Annotated in this window: 12 protein-coding genes; 2 read left to right on the top strand and 10 right to left on the bottom strand. The window is 72.1% G+C overall.

The genetic code is table 11. The features are described from left to right. Positions 1-47: 47 nt before the first annotated feature. From QL987_RS02665 to QL987_RS02655, 3 genes are all read right to left on the bottom strand, one after another. A complete protein-coding gene (locus tag QL987_RS02665) occupies positions 48-1406 on the bottom strand; it encodes an extracellular solute-binding protein (RefSeq protein ID WP_290156141.1) in 1359 nt (452 codons plus the stop codon). A 609-nt stretch (positions 1407-2015) separates the two neighbouring features. Beyond that, entirely contained in the window at positions 2016-4409 is a 2394-nt protein-coding gene (locus tag QL987_RS02660) for a lamin tail domain-containing protein (protein WP_290156140.1), read from the bottom strand. Between the two features lie 200 nt (positions 4410-4609). Next, a complete protein-coding gene (locus QL987_RS02655; RefSeq protein ID WP_290156139.1) occupies positions 4610-5926 on the bottom strand; it encodes an ROK family transcriptional regulator in 1317 nt (438 codons plus the stop codon). A gap of 107 nt (positions 5927-6033) precedes the next feature. On the opposite strand from QL987_RS02655, the gene QL987_RS02650 reads away from it, so the two are divergent. Further along, complete coding sequence (locus tag QL987_RS02650; protein ID WP_110903587.1) at positions 6034-6486, top strand: GNAT family N-acetyltransferase; 453 nt, start codon at positions 6034-6036, stop codon at positions 6484-6486. After that, positions 6486-6809 (top strand): MGMT family protein, encoded by a 324-nt coding sequence (locus QL987_RS02645; RefSeq protein WP_221850173.1) that lies wholly within the window; start codon positions 6486-6488, stop codon positions 6807-6809. Before QL987_RS02650 ends, QL987_RS02645 begins: the two co-directional genes overlap by 1 nt. Here the strand turns inward: QL987_RS02645 and QL987_RS02640 are convergent. The 7 genes from QL987_RS02640 to QL987_RS02610 form a co-directional block, all read right to left on the bottom strand. Continuing rightward, positions 6806-7282, bottom strand: coding sequence for a DUF805 domain-containing protein (locus QL987_RS02640; protein WP_290156138.1), 477 nt, complete (start codon positions 7280-7282; stop codon positions 6806-6808). The genes QL987_RS02645 and QL987_RS02640 overlap by 4 nt on opposite strands. 80 nt (positions 7283-7362) lie before the next feature. Next, positions 7363-9171, bottom strand: a complete 1809-nt coding sequence (locus QL987_RS02635) for an ABC transporter ATP-binding protein (RefSeq protein ID WP_111074187.1) — start codon at positions 9169-9171, stop codon at positions 7363-7365. A 122-nt stretch (positions 9172-9293) separates the two neighbouring features. Continuing rightward, entirely contained in the window at positions 9294-11120 is a 1827-nt protein-coding gene (locus tag QL987_RS02630; RefSeq protein WP_290156137.1) for an ABC transporter ATP-binding protein, read from the bottom strand. A 466-nt stretch (positions 11121-11586) separates the two neighbouring features. Beyond that, entirely contained in the window at positions 11587-13245 is a 1659-nt protein-coding gene (gene purH, locus QL987_RS02625; RefSeq protein ID WP_290156136.1) for a bifunctional phosphoribosylaminoimidazolecarboxamide formyltransferase/IMP cyclohydrolase, read from the bottom strand. After that, positions 13242-13835, bottom strand: coding sequence for a phosphoribosylglycinamide formyltransferase (gene purN / locus QL987_RS02620; protein ID WP_166780317.1), 594 nt, complete (start codon positions 13833-13835; stop codon positions 13242-13244). Before purN ends, purH begins: the two co-directional genes overlap by 4 nt. Positions 13836-13929: 94 nt before the next feature. Beyond that, on the bottom strand, positions 13930-14613 hold the full coding sequence (locus tag QL987_RS02615) for a hypothetical protein (protein WP_290156135.1): 684 nt from the start codon (positions 14611-14613) through the stop codon (positions 13930-13932). A gap of 100 nt (positions 14614-14713) precedes the next feature. Beyond that, complete coding sequence (locus tag QL987_RS02610; RefSeq protein WP_290156134.1) at positions 14714-16867, bottom strand: DUF6350 family protein; 2154 nt, start codon at positions 16865-16867, stop codon at positions 14714-14716. Positions 16868-16928: the final 61 nt, after the last annotated feature.

The following is a 16928-nucleotide window of genomic DNA, read 5'->3' as shown; positions in this document are numbered from 1 at the left end:
CACCGCGCCTCCCGTCCGACGGTCGGTCGGGTCAGGACACGGTCGCGTCAGCGCGCGGAGACCGTGTGCTCCTTGCCGACCACACCGACCACGGCGTCGTCGTAGGCGGCAGCGGCTTCCTTCGGTGACTGCTGTCCGGTCATCACCGACTCCATGGCGACCTGGATCGCGTTCGAGATCTGCGAGTAGTCACTCGTGGCGGGGCGGAAGTTCGTGTGCTCCACCAGGCCCGAGAAGAACTTGAACGTCGGGTTGGCGCCGGTGTAGTCCGGGTCCTCGGCGACGTCCTTGCGGACCGCGATCTGGCTGTTCTCGGAGTCGTACTTCAGCGAACCGTCCTTGTTGAGGAAGGTCGTGATGAAGTCGAACGCCGCCTGCGGGTTCTTCGTCTTGGCGCCGACCGCCAGGGTCCAGCCACCGGACATGCTGTTGTAGCCGGGCTCCTGACCGTTCTGGGTCGGCATCGCGGCCTGGCCCATCACGTCGTTCCACTCGGACCACGGCGCGGTGCCGGACTTCAGCCACGTGCCGGACTGCCACGAACCGTCGAGGTCGATCGCGAGCTTGCCCTTCGGCAGCCACGTCTGCGCGATGGTGGTGCCGACGTTCGGGTCGAGCGCCTGCTGCGGTGTCGGGCCGAGGCCGCCCTGGTAGACGTCCTTCACGAACTGCAGCGAGTCCTGGAACTGCTTCGAGCCCGTGACCCACTTCTTGTCCTTGTAGAGCGTGTTGCCGGAGCCGTCCGCGCCGTACAGCAGCATCTCGAAGCCCTGCATGGTGGACGCTTCGCCCTGCGCCTTGCCCGAGTAGATGTTGAAGGGGATGGTGTCCGGCGACTTCTGCTTGATGGTCTTCGCGGCGGCGAGCACGTCGTCCCAGGTCTTGGGCTGCCACGGAACGGGCAGGCCGACCTTCTTGAAGATGTCCTTGTTGTACCAGAGGGCCCGGGTGTCGGTGCCCATCGGGACGCCGTAGGTCTTGCCGTCCACGCCTTCACCGGCCTGCTTGGCGTTGTCGTAGAACTGGCTCCAGTCCTTCCACTTCGCCGTGTACTCGTCGAGCGGCAGGAGGTACCCGGCCTGGGCATCGGCCTTGACGAGGAACGTGTCCTCGTACATGACGTCCGGCGCGGTGGCGGGCGCCTTGTTCATCAGCGCGAGCTTCGTGTAGTAGTCGTTGCCCTGGGCCTGGATCGGGACGAGCGTGACCGTCTTGCCCGGGTTGTCCTTCTCGTACTCCTTCTTGACGACCTTCATCTGGGCGTCGAGCTGCTGGAAGGCACCGTACTTCTGGTACGCGATCTTGATGGTGTCACTCGAGGCGGACCCCGAGCTCGAGCAGCCTGCGAGACCCACGGCGGCGACTGCCACGGCTGCGAGTCCGGCGATGATGCGGGTGCGTTTCATCGGTGCTCCTTTGCACGGGTGAAGGTCGCGGACTCCGTTGCCCGCGTTGCGCAGTTAGTCCACCGTATGGATTAAACGGTGTCAAGACATGCGCGCAAAGTGCGTCCGGTTCGTGATCTGCCCGGTGCGGGCTCGCGCCGCGGCGCCCGCCTGCCGCCCGCTTTCGCGGTGGGCGACAGTCCGCGGGCGGCGACCGGCGAGCCGTGTCGCTGGGCGCGAACGCGGCCGCGGCGGCGGCGGCGGCCGGGCGGCGGCAGCCGGGCCGCGCCGAGGCTCGGCGCTGCGGACAGAACTCGTGGTCCGGACGCCGCGATCTGTCCGCCAGAGCGAGCCTCGGCGGGCCGCTCGGCCGGGCGGGCCCGCGGCCGTCCTCGCGCTGGGCGACAGTCCACGGGTGGCGGCACGCGAGCCGTGTCGCTGGGCGCGAACGCGGCCGCGGGCGGCGGCGGCGAACGGGCCGCGCCGAGGCTCGCCGCTGCGGACAGGACTCGGGGCCAGGAGGCCGCGATCTGTCCGCCAGGGCGAGGCTCGGCGCGCTGGCGCGCGCGAACGACGGACGGGAGGCGCCCCACCAGCCGGTGGAGTGCCTCCCGTCCGTGGGCGGTGCGACTACTCGGCGGTCCGCCCGCGACGGCGGGCGACCAGCAGGCCGGCGCCGAGCGCGAGGAGCAGGAGCGCCGCGGCGCTGCACGACGCGAGTTCGGCGCCGGTGAACGCCAGCTGCCCGGCGCCCGCGGCGGTGATGGTGATCGGCGACCACCCGACCAGGGCGCCGTCCGCTCCGACGACCGCGATCCGGTGCGCGCCAGCTGTGGTGTCGGCGGGGATCGTGACCCGGACCGAACCGTCGGCGGCGACGACCGGGGTGCCGAGCAGGACCGGCGCCGAGTACAGGAACACGGCGACGCGTTCACCGGCGTGCTCGCGGCCCATCGTGACCGTGATCGTCTCGCCCGCTCGTGCCGAGGCCGGTGCACTGATGCCACCGCGGTTCGCCGACGTCAGGGACGACTGGTCCGGAGCGCCGGGTGTGGTCGAACCAGGCGTGGTCGGCACCGGAGCCGGCGTGGTCGGGGCCGGGACCGGGGCGGTCGGCGTCGGGGTGGACTCACCGCCGCCGGGGACCGGTACCGGTGTCGCGCCACCGTCGCCACCGGGCGCGGGGACGGTCTCCTCGGTGCACGGGAACGTCCCGGTGCGGAGCGAGAAGCCGTCGGTGTCGTTGTCGTCGGCGTAGTACGTCGCCCGCTCGCCGTCGGTGCAGACGTCCGAGATCGCGAAGCCCTCGTTGGCCAGGTCGCGCGCCGCGCCGGACGGTGCGTCGTACACGGTCGCCGCGGTGAACGCACCGTCCTGGACGTCGAACAGCGCACTGCGGCCGGCGCAGGCGTCGTCGCAGACCCCCCAGAGCGCGTCGAGCGTCGGGTCGAACTGGACCTCGGCGACGACGGCGAACGGGGTGGCGATCGTGGCGATCTGCTTCGACGAGCCGTCGTCCATCAGCGCGTAGGCGTACACGCTCGCGGTGCCCTCAACCCCGACGAAGAAGAGCCCGTCGCCGTGCCCGGTGTACCGCGTCGGCGCGTAGGCCGCGCCGGTGCTCTCGTCGACGAAGCCCTGCGCGGTGAGCCAGGAGTCCGGCACCCAGGTGACGCCCTCGAGTCCGGCGTTCGCACCGAGCCCCGGGAAGTCGCCGGTCAGGTCCCACTCGTCGGTGGCGTTCAGGGTGCGCTCGGAGCCGTCGTCGGTGGCGAAGCGCAGGACCGCGGGACGGCTGGTCGAGGACCGGTCGTTGTCCCGCTCGGTCGACACGTAGACCGCGCCGGGGTCGTCCGCGGTGACGGTGACACCCTCGGCGTCCGGGGTGCCGGAACCGTCGGCGTAGTGCAGCGTGGTGCCGGCCGCGTTCGACGGCGTCCAACCAGCCGAGCCGTCGGAGACCATGCGGTAGAGCAGTCCGTCGCCGTTCTGCACACCCCACAGCACGCCACCGCCGACGGCCGTGCGGGACGACTGCCAGTCGAGGCCGCTGAGGTCACCCGAGAAGGTGTCCGCGTCGTCGAGCACCCGCTCGTCGGGGCCGCCGGGCCAGGGCTCGGCGGTGACGACACCGGCGAAGGCGTTCGCCGTGCCCTTCGTCGCCGCGGACGTCTGGGCGAAGTCGCCGGTGCCGTCCGGGTTGCGGCCGTACGTCACGTCGGCGTGCTCCGTCCAGCTCGTCGAGTCGACCAGGACACCGGCCGGGGTCGAGAGGCGTGCGGAGTCCGCGCCGCCGAGCCCGAAGCCGAAGTCGGCCTCGTCGAGGACCGTGAAGCCACCCGGGGCGATGGTCGTGCCGGCCGGGATCGCGTACGCGTGGGTGTCGTCGTCGTCCTGGAACACGTACCCGCCGAGGTCGACCGCCGTCGTGCCGGTGTTGGTCAGCTCGACCCAGTCACCCGGGGTGCCGTCCTTCGACTCGACCTCGTTGATGCGGATCGGCGAGGAGCAGTCGTTCGCCGCACCCTTCGTCGAACTGGTCGTGTCGACGAGCGGGCCGGTTCCGTCCGGGCAGCGCCCGTACGTCACATCGGCGTGGGTCGTGTACGCGTACGACAGGACCGGGGCGCCGGTGGTGTCGAAGAAGCGGACCTCGTCGGGGTTGCCCAGGCCGAAGTCGAAGCCGTCCGCGGTGGCGGACTCCTGGTCGACCACGAGGTACCCGTTCGATGCGACGATGCTGCCGGCCGGCAGGACGTACCGGGTGTGCTCGTCGCTGTCGTCGAGCATCGACCACCCGCTGACGTCGGCGGCGACGGACGCGGTGTTGTGGAGCTCCACCCAGTCGGTGTCGTCGCCGTTCGACTCGACCTCGTTGATGACGATGCCGTTGGCGGCGACGGGTGCGACCGGGGTGGCGGGCGGCGTCGGGGCTGCGGAGGCCGGGGTGACCGCGAGGACGCCGGCCGCGACGACCAGGCCGGTCGCGATCGAGGCGCCGAGACGCAGGGCGGGAGAGCGCATGGAGGTCCTTCGGTGTCGGGGAACCTGCACGACTGTTCAGCATCCACGGAACCGCCCGGTGACGCCCGGGTGAACGGACGGGGTCGGCGACGGGAGCCGGCACCCGCCCGTTTCGCGCTGGGCGACAGTCCGCGGGCGGCGGCACGCGAGCCGTGTCGCTGCGCGCGAACGCGGCTCCGCGCGACGGCCCCGCGCAGCGCTCAGTGCGCGATGAGCATCGTGCTCGCCCGCGGCGACAGGGCCGCGTCGAGCACCAGGCAGGCCGCCCCGACCGCGGCCACGTCGGTCCCCCGCCGGCTCTCGACGACGGTGACCGGGTGCTTCGGCACGAGGATCGGCGAACCGGAGATCGCCGCCGTCGCAGCCGGGAGGCCCGTGGCACTGATCCGGGACCAGAACGGTCCGCCGAACACCACCCGGTCCAGGTCGAGCAGGTTCACGATGACGACGACGGCCCGCCCCATCACCGTCCCGATCTCGGCCGCGAGGGCCTGCGCCGCCGGGTCCCCGGCCGTGATCGCTGCTCCGAGGGCGTCCCACGCCCGGTCGACCGCCGCCAGGTCCACCGCGATGCCGCCGCCGTCCGGAGCAGCCGGCCTCCCCCCGGCCAGGCCGTCCCCGGGCGAGCCGTCGCCGGGCAGCGCGTCGCCGAGCGCGATCCCCCGCTCGAGCGCGATCCGCACCAACCGGTCGGGCATCACCGTCGCACCGACCTCGCCGCGTGTCCCGTCCCCGTCGGCCGTCCCGGCGAGCGCCCCCTGGTCGACCATGATGTGCCCCGCGTCACCGGCGTTGGCGCCCGAGCCGCGGACGGGTTCGTGGTCGATGACGAGCCCGACGCCGAACCCGGTGCCGAAGTACACGAACGCGAAGTCCCGGGCCGCCGCACCCCGCTCGAGGAACACCTCGCCGACGGCCGCCGCGGTGACGTCCTTCTCGAGGAGCACCGGGTAGCCGGTCGCGTCGCCCAGGGCGTCGCGGAGCGGCACGTCCCGCCACCGTGGCAGGAACGGCGGGTCGAGCACGACGCCGGCGGCCGCGTCGATCGGCCCCGGCGAGGCGATGCCCACGCCGAGCACGCTGTCCGGGGCGACACCGGAGCGGCGGACCAGCCCGTCGACCGCGGCGGCCATCGTCCGGACGACCTGGTCCGGGTCCTCGGCGTTCGGGGTGGAGGTGGTGGCCTCGGCGACGACCGCGCCCGCCAGGTCGAGCAGCACGTAGGTGACGACCGCGGGGTCGACGTGCACCCCGATCGCGAACCGGCTGCGCGCCTCCAGTCGGAGGATCGTGCGCGGCTTGCCGCGACCGGACACGACCGTGCCGGACTCGACGATCATGCCGGCGTCGATGAGGAACCGGGTGACGTTCGACACGGTCTGTGGGCTGAGGCCGGTCCGGCCGGCGAGCTCGACGCGGCTGAGCCCGTCGCGGGACCGGCGGACGGCGTCGAGCACGACCGTGCGGTTGAACCCACCCAGCGACGGCAGGTTCGCCCCGCGCCGATGCTCCGCCATCTGGCGACCATACCGCCGGTGACATGCGCCGTGCGACGGTCACGGTGTGTGCACCGACTCAGCCCGCCGCTGGCTTCTCCCCGGCCTGCACCGTTAGCCTGACCGACATGACGGACCTCCGCCTCGAAGAACTCTCCGCAGCGACCGCCGCCGCGGCCAACTCGCTGACGCTGAAGCCGGGGCAGGAGCAGTTCGTCCAGCCCACCTCGTACGCGCAGGCCGAGTCGGACGTCAAGCCGAGCGCCTCCTGGCCCCGCGTCGTCCTCGACGGGGACGAGGTCGTGGGCCTCATCATCGGCAGCTTCGACGCCGAGAACGCGCAGGAAGAACTCCGCAGCTGCATCTGGCGCGTCAACGTGGCCGCGAACGCGCAGGGTCGCGGCGTCGGTCGCTTCGCCGTGCACGGCCTGGCGGAAGAAGCCCGGAAGCGCGGCTTCGAACGCCTCACCGTGGTCTACGAACCGGGCACCGGCAGCCCCGAGGCCTTCTTCGAGGCGATCGGCTTCACGGTCGTCGGCGAGACGCAGTACGGGGACCACTTCGCAGCCCTGACGCTGTAGTGCCGGAACCGGTCGACTTCGGGGCCGAGGTCGCCGCCGTCGTCCGGGCGATCCCGCCGGCGCACGTCATGACGTACGGCGACGTGGCCGCGGTGCTCGGGTCGCGTGCGTCCCGCGCGGTCGGCAAGGTGATGGCGCACGAGGGCGCCGACCTGCCGTGGTGGCGCGTCGTCCGAGCCGGCGGGCTGCCACCCGTGCACCACGAGGCGCGCGCGCTCGAGCAGTACCGCGTCGAGGGCACGCCGCTGCGGTGGTCGCGGGACGGTGCGTCCTGGAGGCTCGACATGCCCCGGGCGCGCTGGTCGCCGACCGTGGACGGCTAGCGCTTCCGCGTCGTCGCCGCCGCGGCGCCGGGCTGCAGGTCGAACCGCGTGCCCTTCGGGTTCGACGGCAGCAGGAACATGACGAACAGCACGAGCGAGCCGATGCCCGGCAGCACGTGCAGGAACTGCCAGAAGCCGGACCGGTTCGCGTCGTGCAGTCGGCGCGCGCCGAGCGCGAGCCCGCCGATCAGGGTGACGACGGCCCAGAGCACGAACAGGTACGAGCCGACCGGGTTCTCGAGCAGCGGGGCGTCCGGGGTGAACGCCTGCGGCACGAGCTGCAGCACCAGGCCGATCGCGAACGACGTCAGCCACCACCACCAGAACTCGGAGCGCGAGGCCCGGCCGGTGAACACGGTGTACTTCCGCCAGAACCGTCGGACGGCCTCCGTGAAGGGTGCCCCGACGAAGGGGTCGCGCAGGGCGACACCGCCCGGCTGCACGTCGTCGGGCTGTCCGTCGCTGTGGCTCATCCCCCAAGCATCGCACCCCGGAACGCACATCGCGCCCCGTCGGGACGGGGCGCGATGTGCGGACGGGACGAGCAGGACGACTAGACCAGCGAGTCCCGCCAGGCGGCGTGCAGCTGGGCGAACCGTCCGGTGCCGGCGATGAGGTCGGCGGGGGTGCCGTCCTCCACGATCCGGCCGTACTCCATCACGAGCACCCGGTGGGCGATCGCGACGGTGGACAGCCGGTGCGCGATGATCACGGCGGTGCGGTCGGCGAGCAGGGTCTCGAGACCCTCCTGCACCAGACGCTCCGACGGGATGTCGAGCGACGCCGTGGCCTCGTCGAGGATGAGCACCTTCGGGTCGGCCAGGAACGCCCGGGCGAACGACAGCAGCTGGCGCTGCCCGGCCGACACGCGGCCGCCCCGCTTGTTCACGTCGGTGTCGTACCCGTCCGGCAGCGCCATGATGAACTCGTGCGCGCCGACGGCCTTCGCCGCCGACTCGATGTCCGCGCGCGAGGCACCCGGCCGGCCGAGCTCGATGTTGTCCGCGACCGAGCCGGAGAACAGGTACGCCTCCTGCGTCACCATGACGATGGCGCGGCGCATGTCCTTCGGGTCGAGGTCCCGCAGGTCGACGCCGTCCAGCGTCACGGTGCCGGCGGTCGGGTCGTAGAACCGGGCCATCAGCTTCGCGAGCGTCGACTTGCCGGCACCGGTCGACCCGACGAGCGCGATCGTCTGACCGGACGGGATGTGCAGGTCGAACTCCGGCAACACCACCCGGTCGGCCGTGTACGCGAACTCCACGTGGTCGAAGTCGATCCGACCGCGGGCGTCCGGCAGCTTCGTCGGCTTCGCGGGGTCCGGCACGCTCGGCCGCTCCTCGAGGACGCCGGAGATCTTCTCCATCGCCGCCGAGGCCGACTGGTAGCTGTTGTAGAACATCGCGAGTTCCTGCGCCGGGTCGAAGAACCGCTTGGCGTACAGCGCGACCGCGAGCAGCGCACCGATCTCCAGCGAGCCGCCGACGACCCGGAAGCCGCCGACGATGACGACGGCCGCCAGGGTGGCGTTGCCGATGAGCACCAGGCCCGGGTCGAAGATCCCGAACAGGTTGAACACCCGGGCGTTGGCCTGCCGGTTCAGCTCGACCTGCTCGCCGTACTCGGTCTCGTTGCGGGACTCCTTGCGGAAGGCCTGCACCGCGCGGATGCCGGTCATCGTCTCGACGAAGTGCACGATCACGCGGGCACTGGTGGTGCGGGTGGAGCGGAACAGCTGCTGCGAGCGCTGCTGGAACCACCGGGTCAGGAACCACAGCGGCACCAGGGCGATCGCGAGCACCAGGCCCGAGGTCGGGTCGAGGAACACCAGTGCCACCGCGGTGAACACCATGTACAGCACACCCTGGATGAGCTGGTTCAGGCCGGAGTCGAGCAGCTCGCGGATGGAGTCCAGGTCGCTGGTCTGGCGCGAGATGATCCGGCCGGACGTGTACGTCTCGTGGAACTCCAGGGACAGCCGCTGGGTGTGCAGGAACACCCGCTTGCGGAGGTCGAACAGGATCGCCTGGCTGATCCGCGCCGCCAGCACCGTGTACCAGGCGGTGAGGACCGCGCCGACGATGGCGATCGTGATGTACAGCCCGACGACGAGGAACGCCGGCATCCAGTCGTCGCGGTCGAGCACGGCGGGCAGGGCGTTGTCGATGCCCCACGCGATGAGCGTCGGGCCGGCGACCTGTCCACCCGTCGAGAGCACCACGACGACGGCGATGCCCCACAGCCGTGCCTTGAGCGGCGCCGCGAGCGAGCTGAGCAGCGACAGCGACCGGCCGCGGAGGCGACGACTCTCGGCCTTCGTGAAGTCCTCGCGCTCCTCGCCGCGGGTGCCGTGCACGGTGATGGACGCGGTGACCGGGGCTGCTGCCTCGGCCGCCTGCGTGCCGGTGCCGACCTGCGCGATCGGCACCGCTCCTCCCGGCTCCTGGTCGACGGTCAGGGGCACGTCGTGGTCGGTCTCGTTGCTCATGCCATCGCCTCCTCTCGGTCCTCGGCGTCGTCGTCGTCGAGCGACGAGATGACGAAGCGGTAGTGCTCGTTGGTGGCCATCAGCTCCGAGTGGGTGCCGACGGCGGTGACGCGCCCGTTCTCCATGAGAGCCACGCGGTCGGCGAGGGTCACGGTGGACGGACGGTGGGCGACGATGAGCGAGGTCGTCTCGGCGAGGACCCGGCGGAGCCCGGCCTCGACGCGTGCCTCGGTGTCGACGTCGAGCGCGGACAGCGGGTCGTCGAGGACGAGCACGCTCGGCCGCGCGGCGATCGCCCGGGCGAGTGCCAGACGCTGCCGCTGGCCGCCGGAGAGGGACAGCCCCTCTTCGCCGACGCGGGTGTCCACGCCGTCGGGCAGGTCGTCGACGAAGGCCGCCTGGGCGATGTCGAGCGCCTCACGCATCACGCGGTCGGCCTCGGCACCGGACAGGTCCGGCCGGCCGAGCAGGACGTTGTCGCGGACGCTGGACGAGAACAGCGTGGCGTCCTCGAACGCGACGCCGACGTGCCGACGGAGTTCGGCGCGGGTGAGGTCGCGGACGTCGACGCCGTCGATCGTCACCGATCCCCCGGTCACGTCGTACAGCCGCGGGACGAGCGAGAGCAGCGTCGTCTTGCCGGAACCGGTGAGCCCGACCAGCGCCATCGTCTCGCCCGGTCGCAGCTGCAGCTCGACGCCGTTCACCAGGTCGGGGAACTGCGGCGGGGAGTCCTGGTAGCGGAAGTGCGTCGCGTTGAACGACAGCGCACCACGCGGTTCGGTGATCGTCTTCGGCGATGCCGGGTCGGTGATCGTGTTCTCGGAGTCCATCACCTCGAAGAACCGGTCGACGGCGGTGCGGGTGTCGAAGGTCATCGACAGGAAGAACCCGATCGACTCGATCGGGAAGCGCAGGACCGTCGCCGTCGCGAAGAACGCGAACAGCTGGCCGACGCTCAGCTCCCCCTGGCTGGCGAGCCAGATGCCGGCGAGCAGACAGAGTGCGAACGCCACGTCCGGCACGAGCAGCAGCCAGAACCAGATCGCCGCGATCGCCTTCGCCTTCTCGATCTCGGTGCCGCGCAGCTGCTCGGCCTGCTCGGCGAACTCGTCGAGCTTGTACCGACCACGGCCGAACGCCTTGAGCACGCGGATGCCGTGCACCGACTGCTCGACGCTGGTGGCGAGGTCGCCGACCTGGTCCTGGCTGCGGCGCGCGACGATGGAGTACTTCCGCTCGAACAGGACGCTGTTCACCCAGACCGGGATCGAGGCGACCAGGAAGATCAGCCCGAGCTGCCAGCCGAAGGTGAACAGCACGCCGAAGCCGATGACGATCGTGACGACGTTGACGACCAGCAGCACGATGCCGAAGGCCAACCAGCGGCGGATCAGCGACAGGTCGGACACCGAGCGGGACAGCAGCTGCCCGGACTCCCACCGGTCGTGGAACGCGACGGGCAGGTCCTGCAGCTTGGCGTACAGCGCGTTGCGCATGCTCGCTTCGATCCGGGTCGACGGTCGCATGACCATCTTCCGGCGGGAGGCGATGAAGAACGCCTCGAGGATGCCGAGCGCCAGCACGCCGAGACCGGCGGGCCAGATGCGGCTGCCGTCACCGGACGCGAGCGGTCCGTCGACGAGTGCCTGCAGCACGTAGGGGATGACGAGCGCGACGACGGAGGCGCCGAGCGCCGCCAGCATCCCGCCGAACAGCCGCCATCGGTACGGCTTGACGTAGGGCCAGATGCGCGCGATGGCGCGGGCCGTGGATGGGCGCGCCGGTGTCGGCGCCGGTTCCCGGTGGGGTACCTGGGACATGCGTGTGCGTCCTCGTGCTTCGTACGGGCACCGGTGCGGTCAGGTTGCGGCTGACCGGACGGGAGGCCCGGGGTGCGTTGCGTGGTCTGGTCGGCCCGGTGCCCGCTCGGGGTCCGCCGCGGGGGACGCGGAGACCCTCGGGTTGCGTCGACGCCGCTGGTACGACGTCGCCCGTGGGGCGGGTGGGGCCGGTCGTGCGCCTAGGCGGACGGCGGTGTCGGGACGCCGGGAGCGGCCGTGCCGGTGGACGTCGATCGTGTCCGGGCAGCCGTTGCGGTGGTGCCGGTCGTCGTGTCCATCGTCACTCCAGTCTCGTCGTCGTCACCGTCGTGCCCGCGGTGCTGCCGACCTGAGAAGTCGTCAGCGATGAGGTCGCGGAGCCTTGCAGACTATCGGCACGGACTTCCAGGGCGCAACCAGGAACACGTGCAGGTTGCACCCTGGTCGCTCCCGGGTCGGACCCGACTCAGTGGAAGAAGTGGCGCTCGCCCGTGAAGTACATCGTCACGCCGGCCGCCGTCGCCGCCTGGATGACCTCGTCGTCACGGACACTGCCACCGGGCTGGGCGACCGCACGGACACCCGCGTCGAGGAGCACCTGCAGGCCGTCGGCGAACGGGAAGAACGCGTCCGAGGCCGCGACCGACCCGGCAGCGCGGTCCCCGGCCCGGTTCACCGCGAGGTGGCACGAGTCGACCCGGTTGACCTGCCCCATGCCGACCCCGACGCTCGCGCCCTGGTTCGCCAGCAGGATCGCGTTCGACTTCACCGCACGGCTGGCCTTCCACGCGAACGCCAGGTCCGCCAGGGTCTGCTCGTCGGCGGGCTCGCCGGAGACCAGCGTCCAGCTCGACTGGTCGAACGTGGTGAAGCGGTCGGCGTCCTGCACCAGGAACCCGCCGGAGATCTGCTTGACCTCCTGCTCGGCCAGCGCGAAGTCGCTCGGCAGCGTCAGCAGGCGGATGTTCTTCTTGCGGGACAGGACCTCGAGCGCCTCGGGGTCGAAGGCGGGGGCGACGACGACCTCGGTGAAGATGTCGGCGACCGTCTCGGCCATGCCGCGGGTGACCGTGCGGTTCGCCGCGATGACCCCGCCGAACGCGGAGAGCGGGTCGCACGCGTGGGCGGCGGCGTGCGCCGAGGCGATCGGGTCACCGGCGTCGGGGGCGGCGACCGCGATGCCGCAGGGGTTGGCGTGCTTGATGATCGCGACGGCCGGCTCGGTGAAGTCGTAGGCGGCACGGACGGCGGCGTCGGCGTCGACGTAGTTGTTGTACGACATCTCCTTGCCGTGCAGCTGCGTCGCCTGGGCGATCCCGGTGCCGTTCGTGCTCGTGTAGAGCGCGGCCGACTGGTGGGCGTTCTCGCCGTAGCGGAGCGTCGTGGCGTGGTCAGCGGAGAACGTGAGGTGCGTCGGGAACGCGCTGGGGGCCTCCTGGCCGGCGTCCGTGGACGGACCGGACGCGGTGGACGGGGTCGCGGTGTCGGTCGGAGCGACGACCTCGGACGCGAAGTAGCTGGCCACCGCGGTGTCGTACGCCGCGGTGTGGCCGAAGGCCTGCGCGGCGAGACGCTTGCGGAGCTCGAGCGTCGTGCCGCCCGCGCGGACCGCCTCGACGACCTCGGCGTAGGACGACGGCGACACCACGATCGCGACGTTCGGGTGGTTCTTCGCCGACGCACGGACCATCGCCGGGCCGCCGATGTCGACGTTCTCGACCACGGTGGCGGTGTCCGCTCCGGAGGCGACCGTCTCGACGAACGGGTACAGGTTCACCACGACCAGCTCGAACGGGGCGATGCCGAGGTCGGCGAGCTGCTGCTCGTGCGACTCGAGCCGCAGGTCGGCGAGGAGACCCGCGTGCACGGCCGGGTGCAGGGTCTTCACGCGTCCGTCGAGCGACTCCGGGAAGCCCGTGACGCTCGCGACGTCCGTGACCGCGTACCCGGCGTCGCGGATGGTCTGCGCGGTCGAACCGGTGGAGACGAGTTCGACACCACTGTCGGCGAGTGCGCCGGCGAGCTCGAGCAGCCCCGACTTGTCACTCACCGAGATGAGGGCTCGACGCACGGGCACGACGTCCCGGTCGCGGTACAGGCTGGGGTCGGCGGCGTGCACGCTCATGCGGGGGTGGTGCCCTTCAGGTCGATGTGTCCGTTGGCGATGTCGAGGACGGTCTGGATGAGCAGCCGGCGTTCGACGGGCTTGATGCGGTCGTGCAGGGTCGACTCGGTGTCGCCGGGCAGGACCGGGATCCGCTCCTGCGCCAGGATCGGACCGCTGTCGACGCCGTCGTCGACCGCGATGACGCTCGCGCCGGTCTCGGTGACGCCGGCGGCCAGGGCGTCCCGGACGCCGTGCGCTCCGGGGAACTCGGGCAGGTACGCGGGGTGGGTGTTGATGACCGACGGGCCGAACTCGGCGACGACGGCGGGCGGCAGCAGGCGCATCAGCCCGGACAGGACCAGGAGGTCCGGTGTCCACGGGCGGATCTGCTCGGCGAGCGCCGCACCCCACTCGGCGCGGGTGGCGTACCGGGTGAAGGGGACCGTGAAGGTCGGGATCGAGTACTCCTCGCCGAGCTGCAGCCCCTCGGCGTCGCGGTCCGCCCCGATCGCGACGACGCGGGCGGGGTACTCGGCATCGCGGGTCGCCTCGAGCAGGGCTCGGAGGTTCGACCCGGTACCGGAGATCAGGACGACCAGTTCGAGCACGGGGACAAGCCTAGCGGGGCGGGGTGCTGCGCTGCGTTCCTCGAGGACGGGCAGCGCCGGACCTGGAGCGGTCCGGCGCTGCCCGGGCGTCTGCTCAGAACTCCCAGGTGATGGTGTCCGGGAACGAGGTCTTGCCGTTGAACGTCTGGAACGACGACTGCGGGTTCGATCCGGCGTGGTAGCGCACCGGGACCTCCGCCTTGCCGTACCGATCGGCGACGGCGGTCGTCGTCACGCCGTTGGTCGTGACGGAGACCGTCGCACCGGGCAGTGCCTGGAACGGGAGCACGTGGTCGAAGCGTCCGGCCTCCACCTGAGCGGCGATCCGCTCGAGCTGTCGTTCACTCGTCTTGTCGATGGCCTGCGGCACGGCTGCCTGACCGAAGTCGACGTGCACCGGGTAGACCGGAGCGCCGCCAGCCGTCGAGATGCCGAGGTCCTCCTCGTCGAGGCCGACGCCCTTCACCACGAAGTGCCCGGGTCGGCTCGGCGACTGCCAGTCCGAGGTGCTGGGCGCGTCGAAGGCCTCGCCGTTGCGGAGCACCTCCAGGTCGGTGACCCGGTCGACGTCGACGTCGAGGATGACGTACTCCGGGAAGTGGCGGACCGTCACGTTGGTGACCGGCGAGGTCGTCTCCGCCCCGGGCTGGCCGGGCTGACCGGGCGTGGAGGACGAGGCAGTGGTGACGGGAGCGGCCTGCGCGGCGACGGGTGCGAGCACCAGGCCGGCGCCGACGAGCGCGGTAGCGCCGGCGACCAGGAGTCGGGATCGGTTCATGGGGATGTCCTGTTCTACGAGGGGAACGACTCGGATCGAGCCGAGGCGATCTTCCAGAACAGCGCTGACAACATCCGGTATGTGATGTTTGCCGCCGACCTCAGGCGGGGTCGTCACCCTTCGGCTTCCGCCACCAGGGCAGCTCGTCCTCCGGGATCTGGTCCGTCGTGTCCCAGGGGGTCGCCCGTGGCGCGGATCGTGCCGGCGGCTCCGGGTCGACGTCGTCGCGCCCGGCGACGAACTCCTCGGTGCTCCAGGGGAACGCCGGCTGCTCGTCGGTCCGTGGGACGGGAGGCGTCTCCCGCAGCTCCGCAGGACCCGCTGCGGCCGCGACGGACGAGCGGTCCGCCGAGCGGCCGGCGGTGCCGGCACCGTCGGTGCCACCGGCCCCACCGGCACGGTGACGCAGGTCATCCGCCCGGTCGCGGAGCCCGCCAGCACGGTCGCGGAGGTCACCCGCGCGGACCCGGGCACCGGACGCCGCTGCGCGGAGCCGTGCCCGGACGCTGCCGACGGCGTCGCCAGCCCTCGCGCCCAGACCGTGGGCACCCGGCGCGTGGGTGTCCTGGTCCGCCTGAGCTGCCGACCGGTCCGGCAGGCGCTCGGCCGCGACGGCGTCGGTCCGGGCCCAGTCGGGCAGGTCGACGTCGGTCACGGCGGGCTGGACGGGGTCGGACGCTGGCGGGGTCGCCGTCGGCTCGCCGGCGCGGGCAGTCTCGGCGGCCCGGCCGGTCTCGGCGGATGCGGCAGTCTCGGCGGCCCGGGCGGTCACGGCGGATCCGTCAGTCTCGGCAGCACGGGAGGTCTCGGCGCGCTCCGGGGCCCCCGACACACGCCGATCGTGGTCCGTCCCCGCCTGCGCCGTCGTCACGGCGTCGTGCTGCTCGTCGACCGAGAAGCGGTGCACCTCGGTGGTCCGCCCGGCTCCGGCGGACTCGAGCGCAGCGATCAACGAGCCGCCCTCCGTGCTCGCGTCGGCGGCGGCGAGGTCGTCCTCGGTCTCGTGCCACCGCTCCCCGATCCACGACCGCTCGGGCAGACGCACCAGGTCGCTGCCGATCGCGAGTGCGACGACGGCGGGCAGGCCGATCTCGAGCGCCGCGAAGGCCCCGACCGACCAGGCGTGTGGCCCGACCTCGGCGAGACGCCCGGGCCCGACGGACCCCGAGGACAGCCAGGCGATCCCGCCGATGACGATGCCGGCGACGAGTCCGGTCGCAACACCGCCGAGGGCCCGGTACAGCGCAGAGTCCGCCGTGCCGAGCAACCGCACCAGACGCGGCCGCATCAGCCCGCCCACCGCGAAGCCCGCGACGACGGGGACCAGGATCCAGACCAGACCGAACGTGTGCCCGGAGGTCGGCAATGCCCCGAGGACCGGGATCGCCGGCACCGGACCGAGGGCCGTCCCGATCGGCGACACAGCCGAACCGGCGCCGATGGCGAAGCCCGGCCCGACCAGCCAGGCGGTGGCCCAGGCGACGAAGTCGGGGATGAACGCGAGCTGCCCGACGGTCAGGGTGAAGCCGCCGACCAGCCCGGCGTGCGAGCGCTCGTAGAGGGTGATGACCTCGGCGAAGGACACCAGCAGCACCAGGCCGACGAGCACCGCGGCGACCGCCACGACGCACGCGGTCGCGACCGTTCCGGCACGCAGGCCGAACCCGACGACGACCCGCCACACGCCGGGGATCCGGTCCACCAGGGCGACGACCCGCGCGGTGACCGGGTCCGCGGCCAGGCCCCGGCGGCGGCGACAGACCTCGGCGGAGACGACGGCTGGGATCCCGAACCAGAGCGCTGGGGAGACGACGGCCTGCCAGGTGGTGGGATGGCTGGCCGCGGTGGTGGAGCTCAGTGCGACCAGGAGCCCGAGGACGGCGACGGCGGCGGTGCCGACCAGGATCCCGGTCACCCGGTGCTCGGTCTCGGCGAACCGGCGTCCGGCACGGGCCCCGAGCCAGGCGGTGACGACGGCGAACCCGAGGGCGGCGAGGCTCACCCCGATCGGCGCGGAGGCTCCGGACAACCCGGTCGCCTTCGCGGCGGCGGCGCCGAGGCTGAACGACACGTCGACGCCGTGCCCGATCAGCCAGACGTTGCCGGCAGCGGTCCAGAACACGTTCCAGTCCACCTGCAGCCCGTACTCGAACGCCCACAGCAGGGTGAGCGGGACGAGTGCGATGCCCACGCCGACGCCGACCGTCACGATCGCTTCGATCACGGCGAGCAGAGCGGTTCCCAGGCGGTTCATCGCAGCGAGGATACGGCCGCCACCTCCGCGCCGGCCGGTGCCGCGCGGCTCCGGCGGAACA

Source organism: Curtobacterium sp. APC 4022, assembly GCF_030407555.1.
In the GTDB taxonomy this organism is placed as follows: Bacteria; Actinomycetota; Actinomycetes; order Actinomycetales; family Microbacteriaceae; genus Curtobacterium.
The sequence above is the reverse complement of the archived record's forward strand: the minus strand, read 5'-3'. Positions and strand labels throughout refer to the sequence as shown.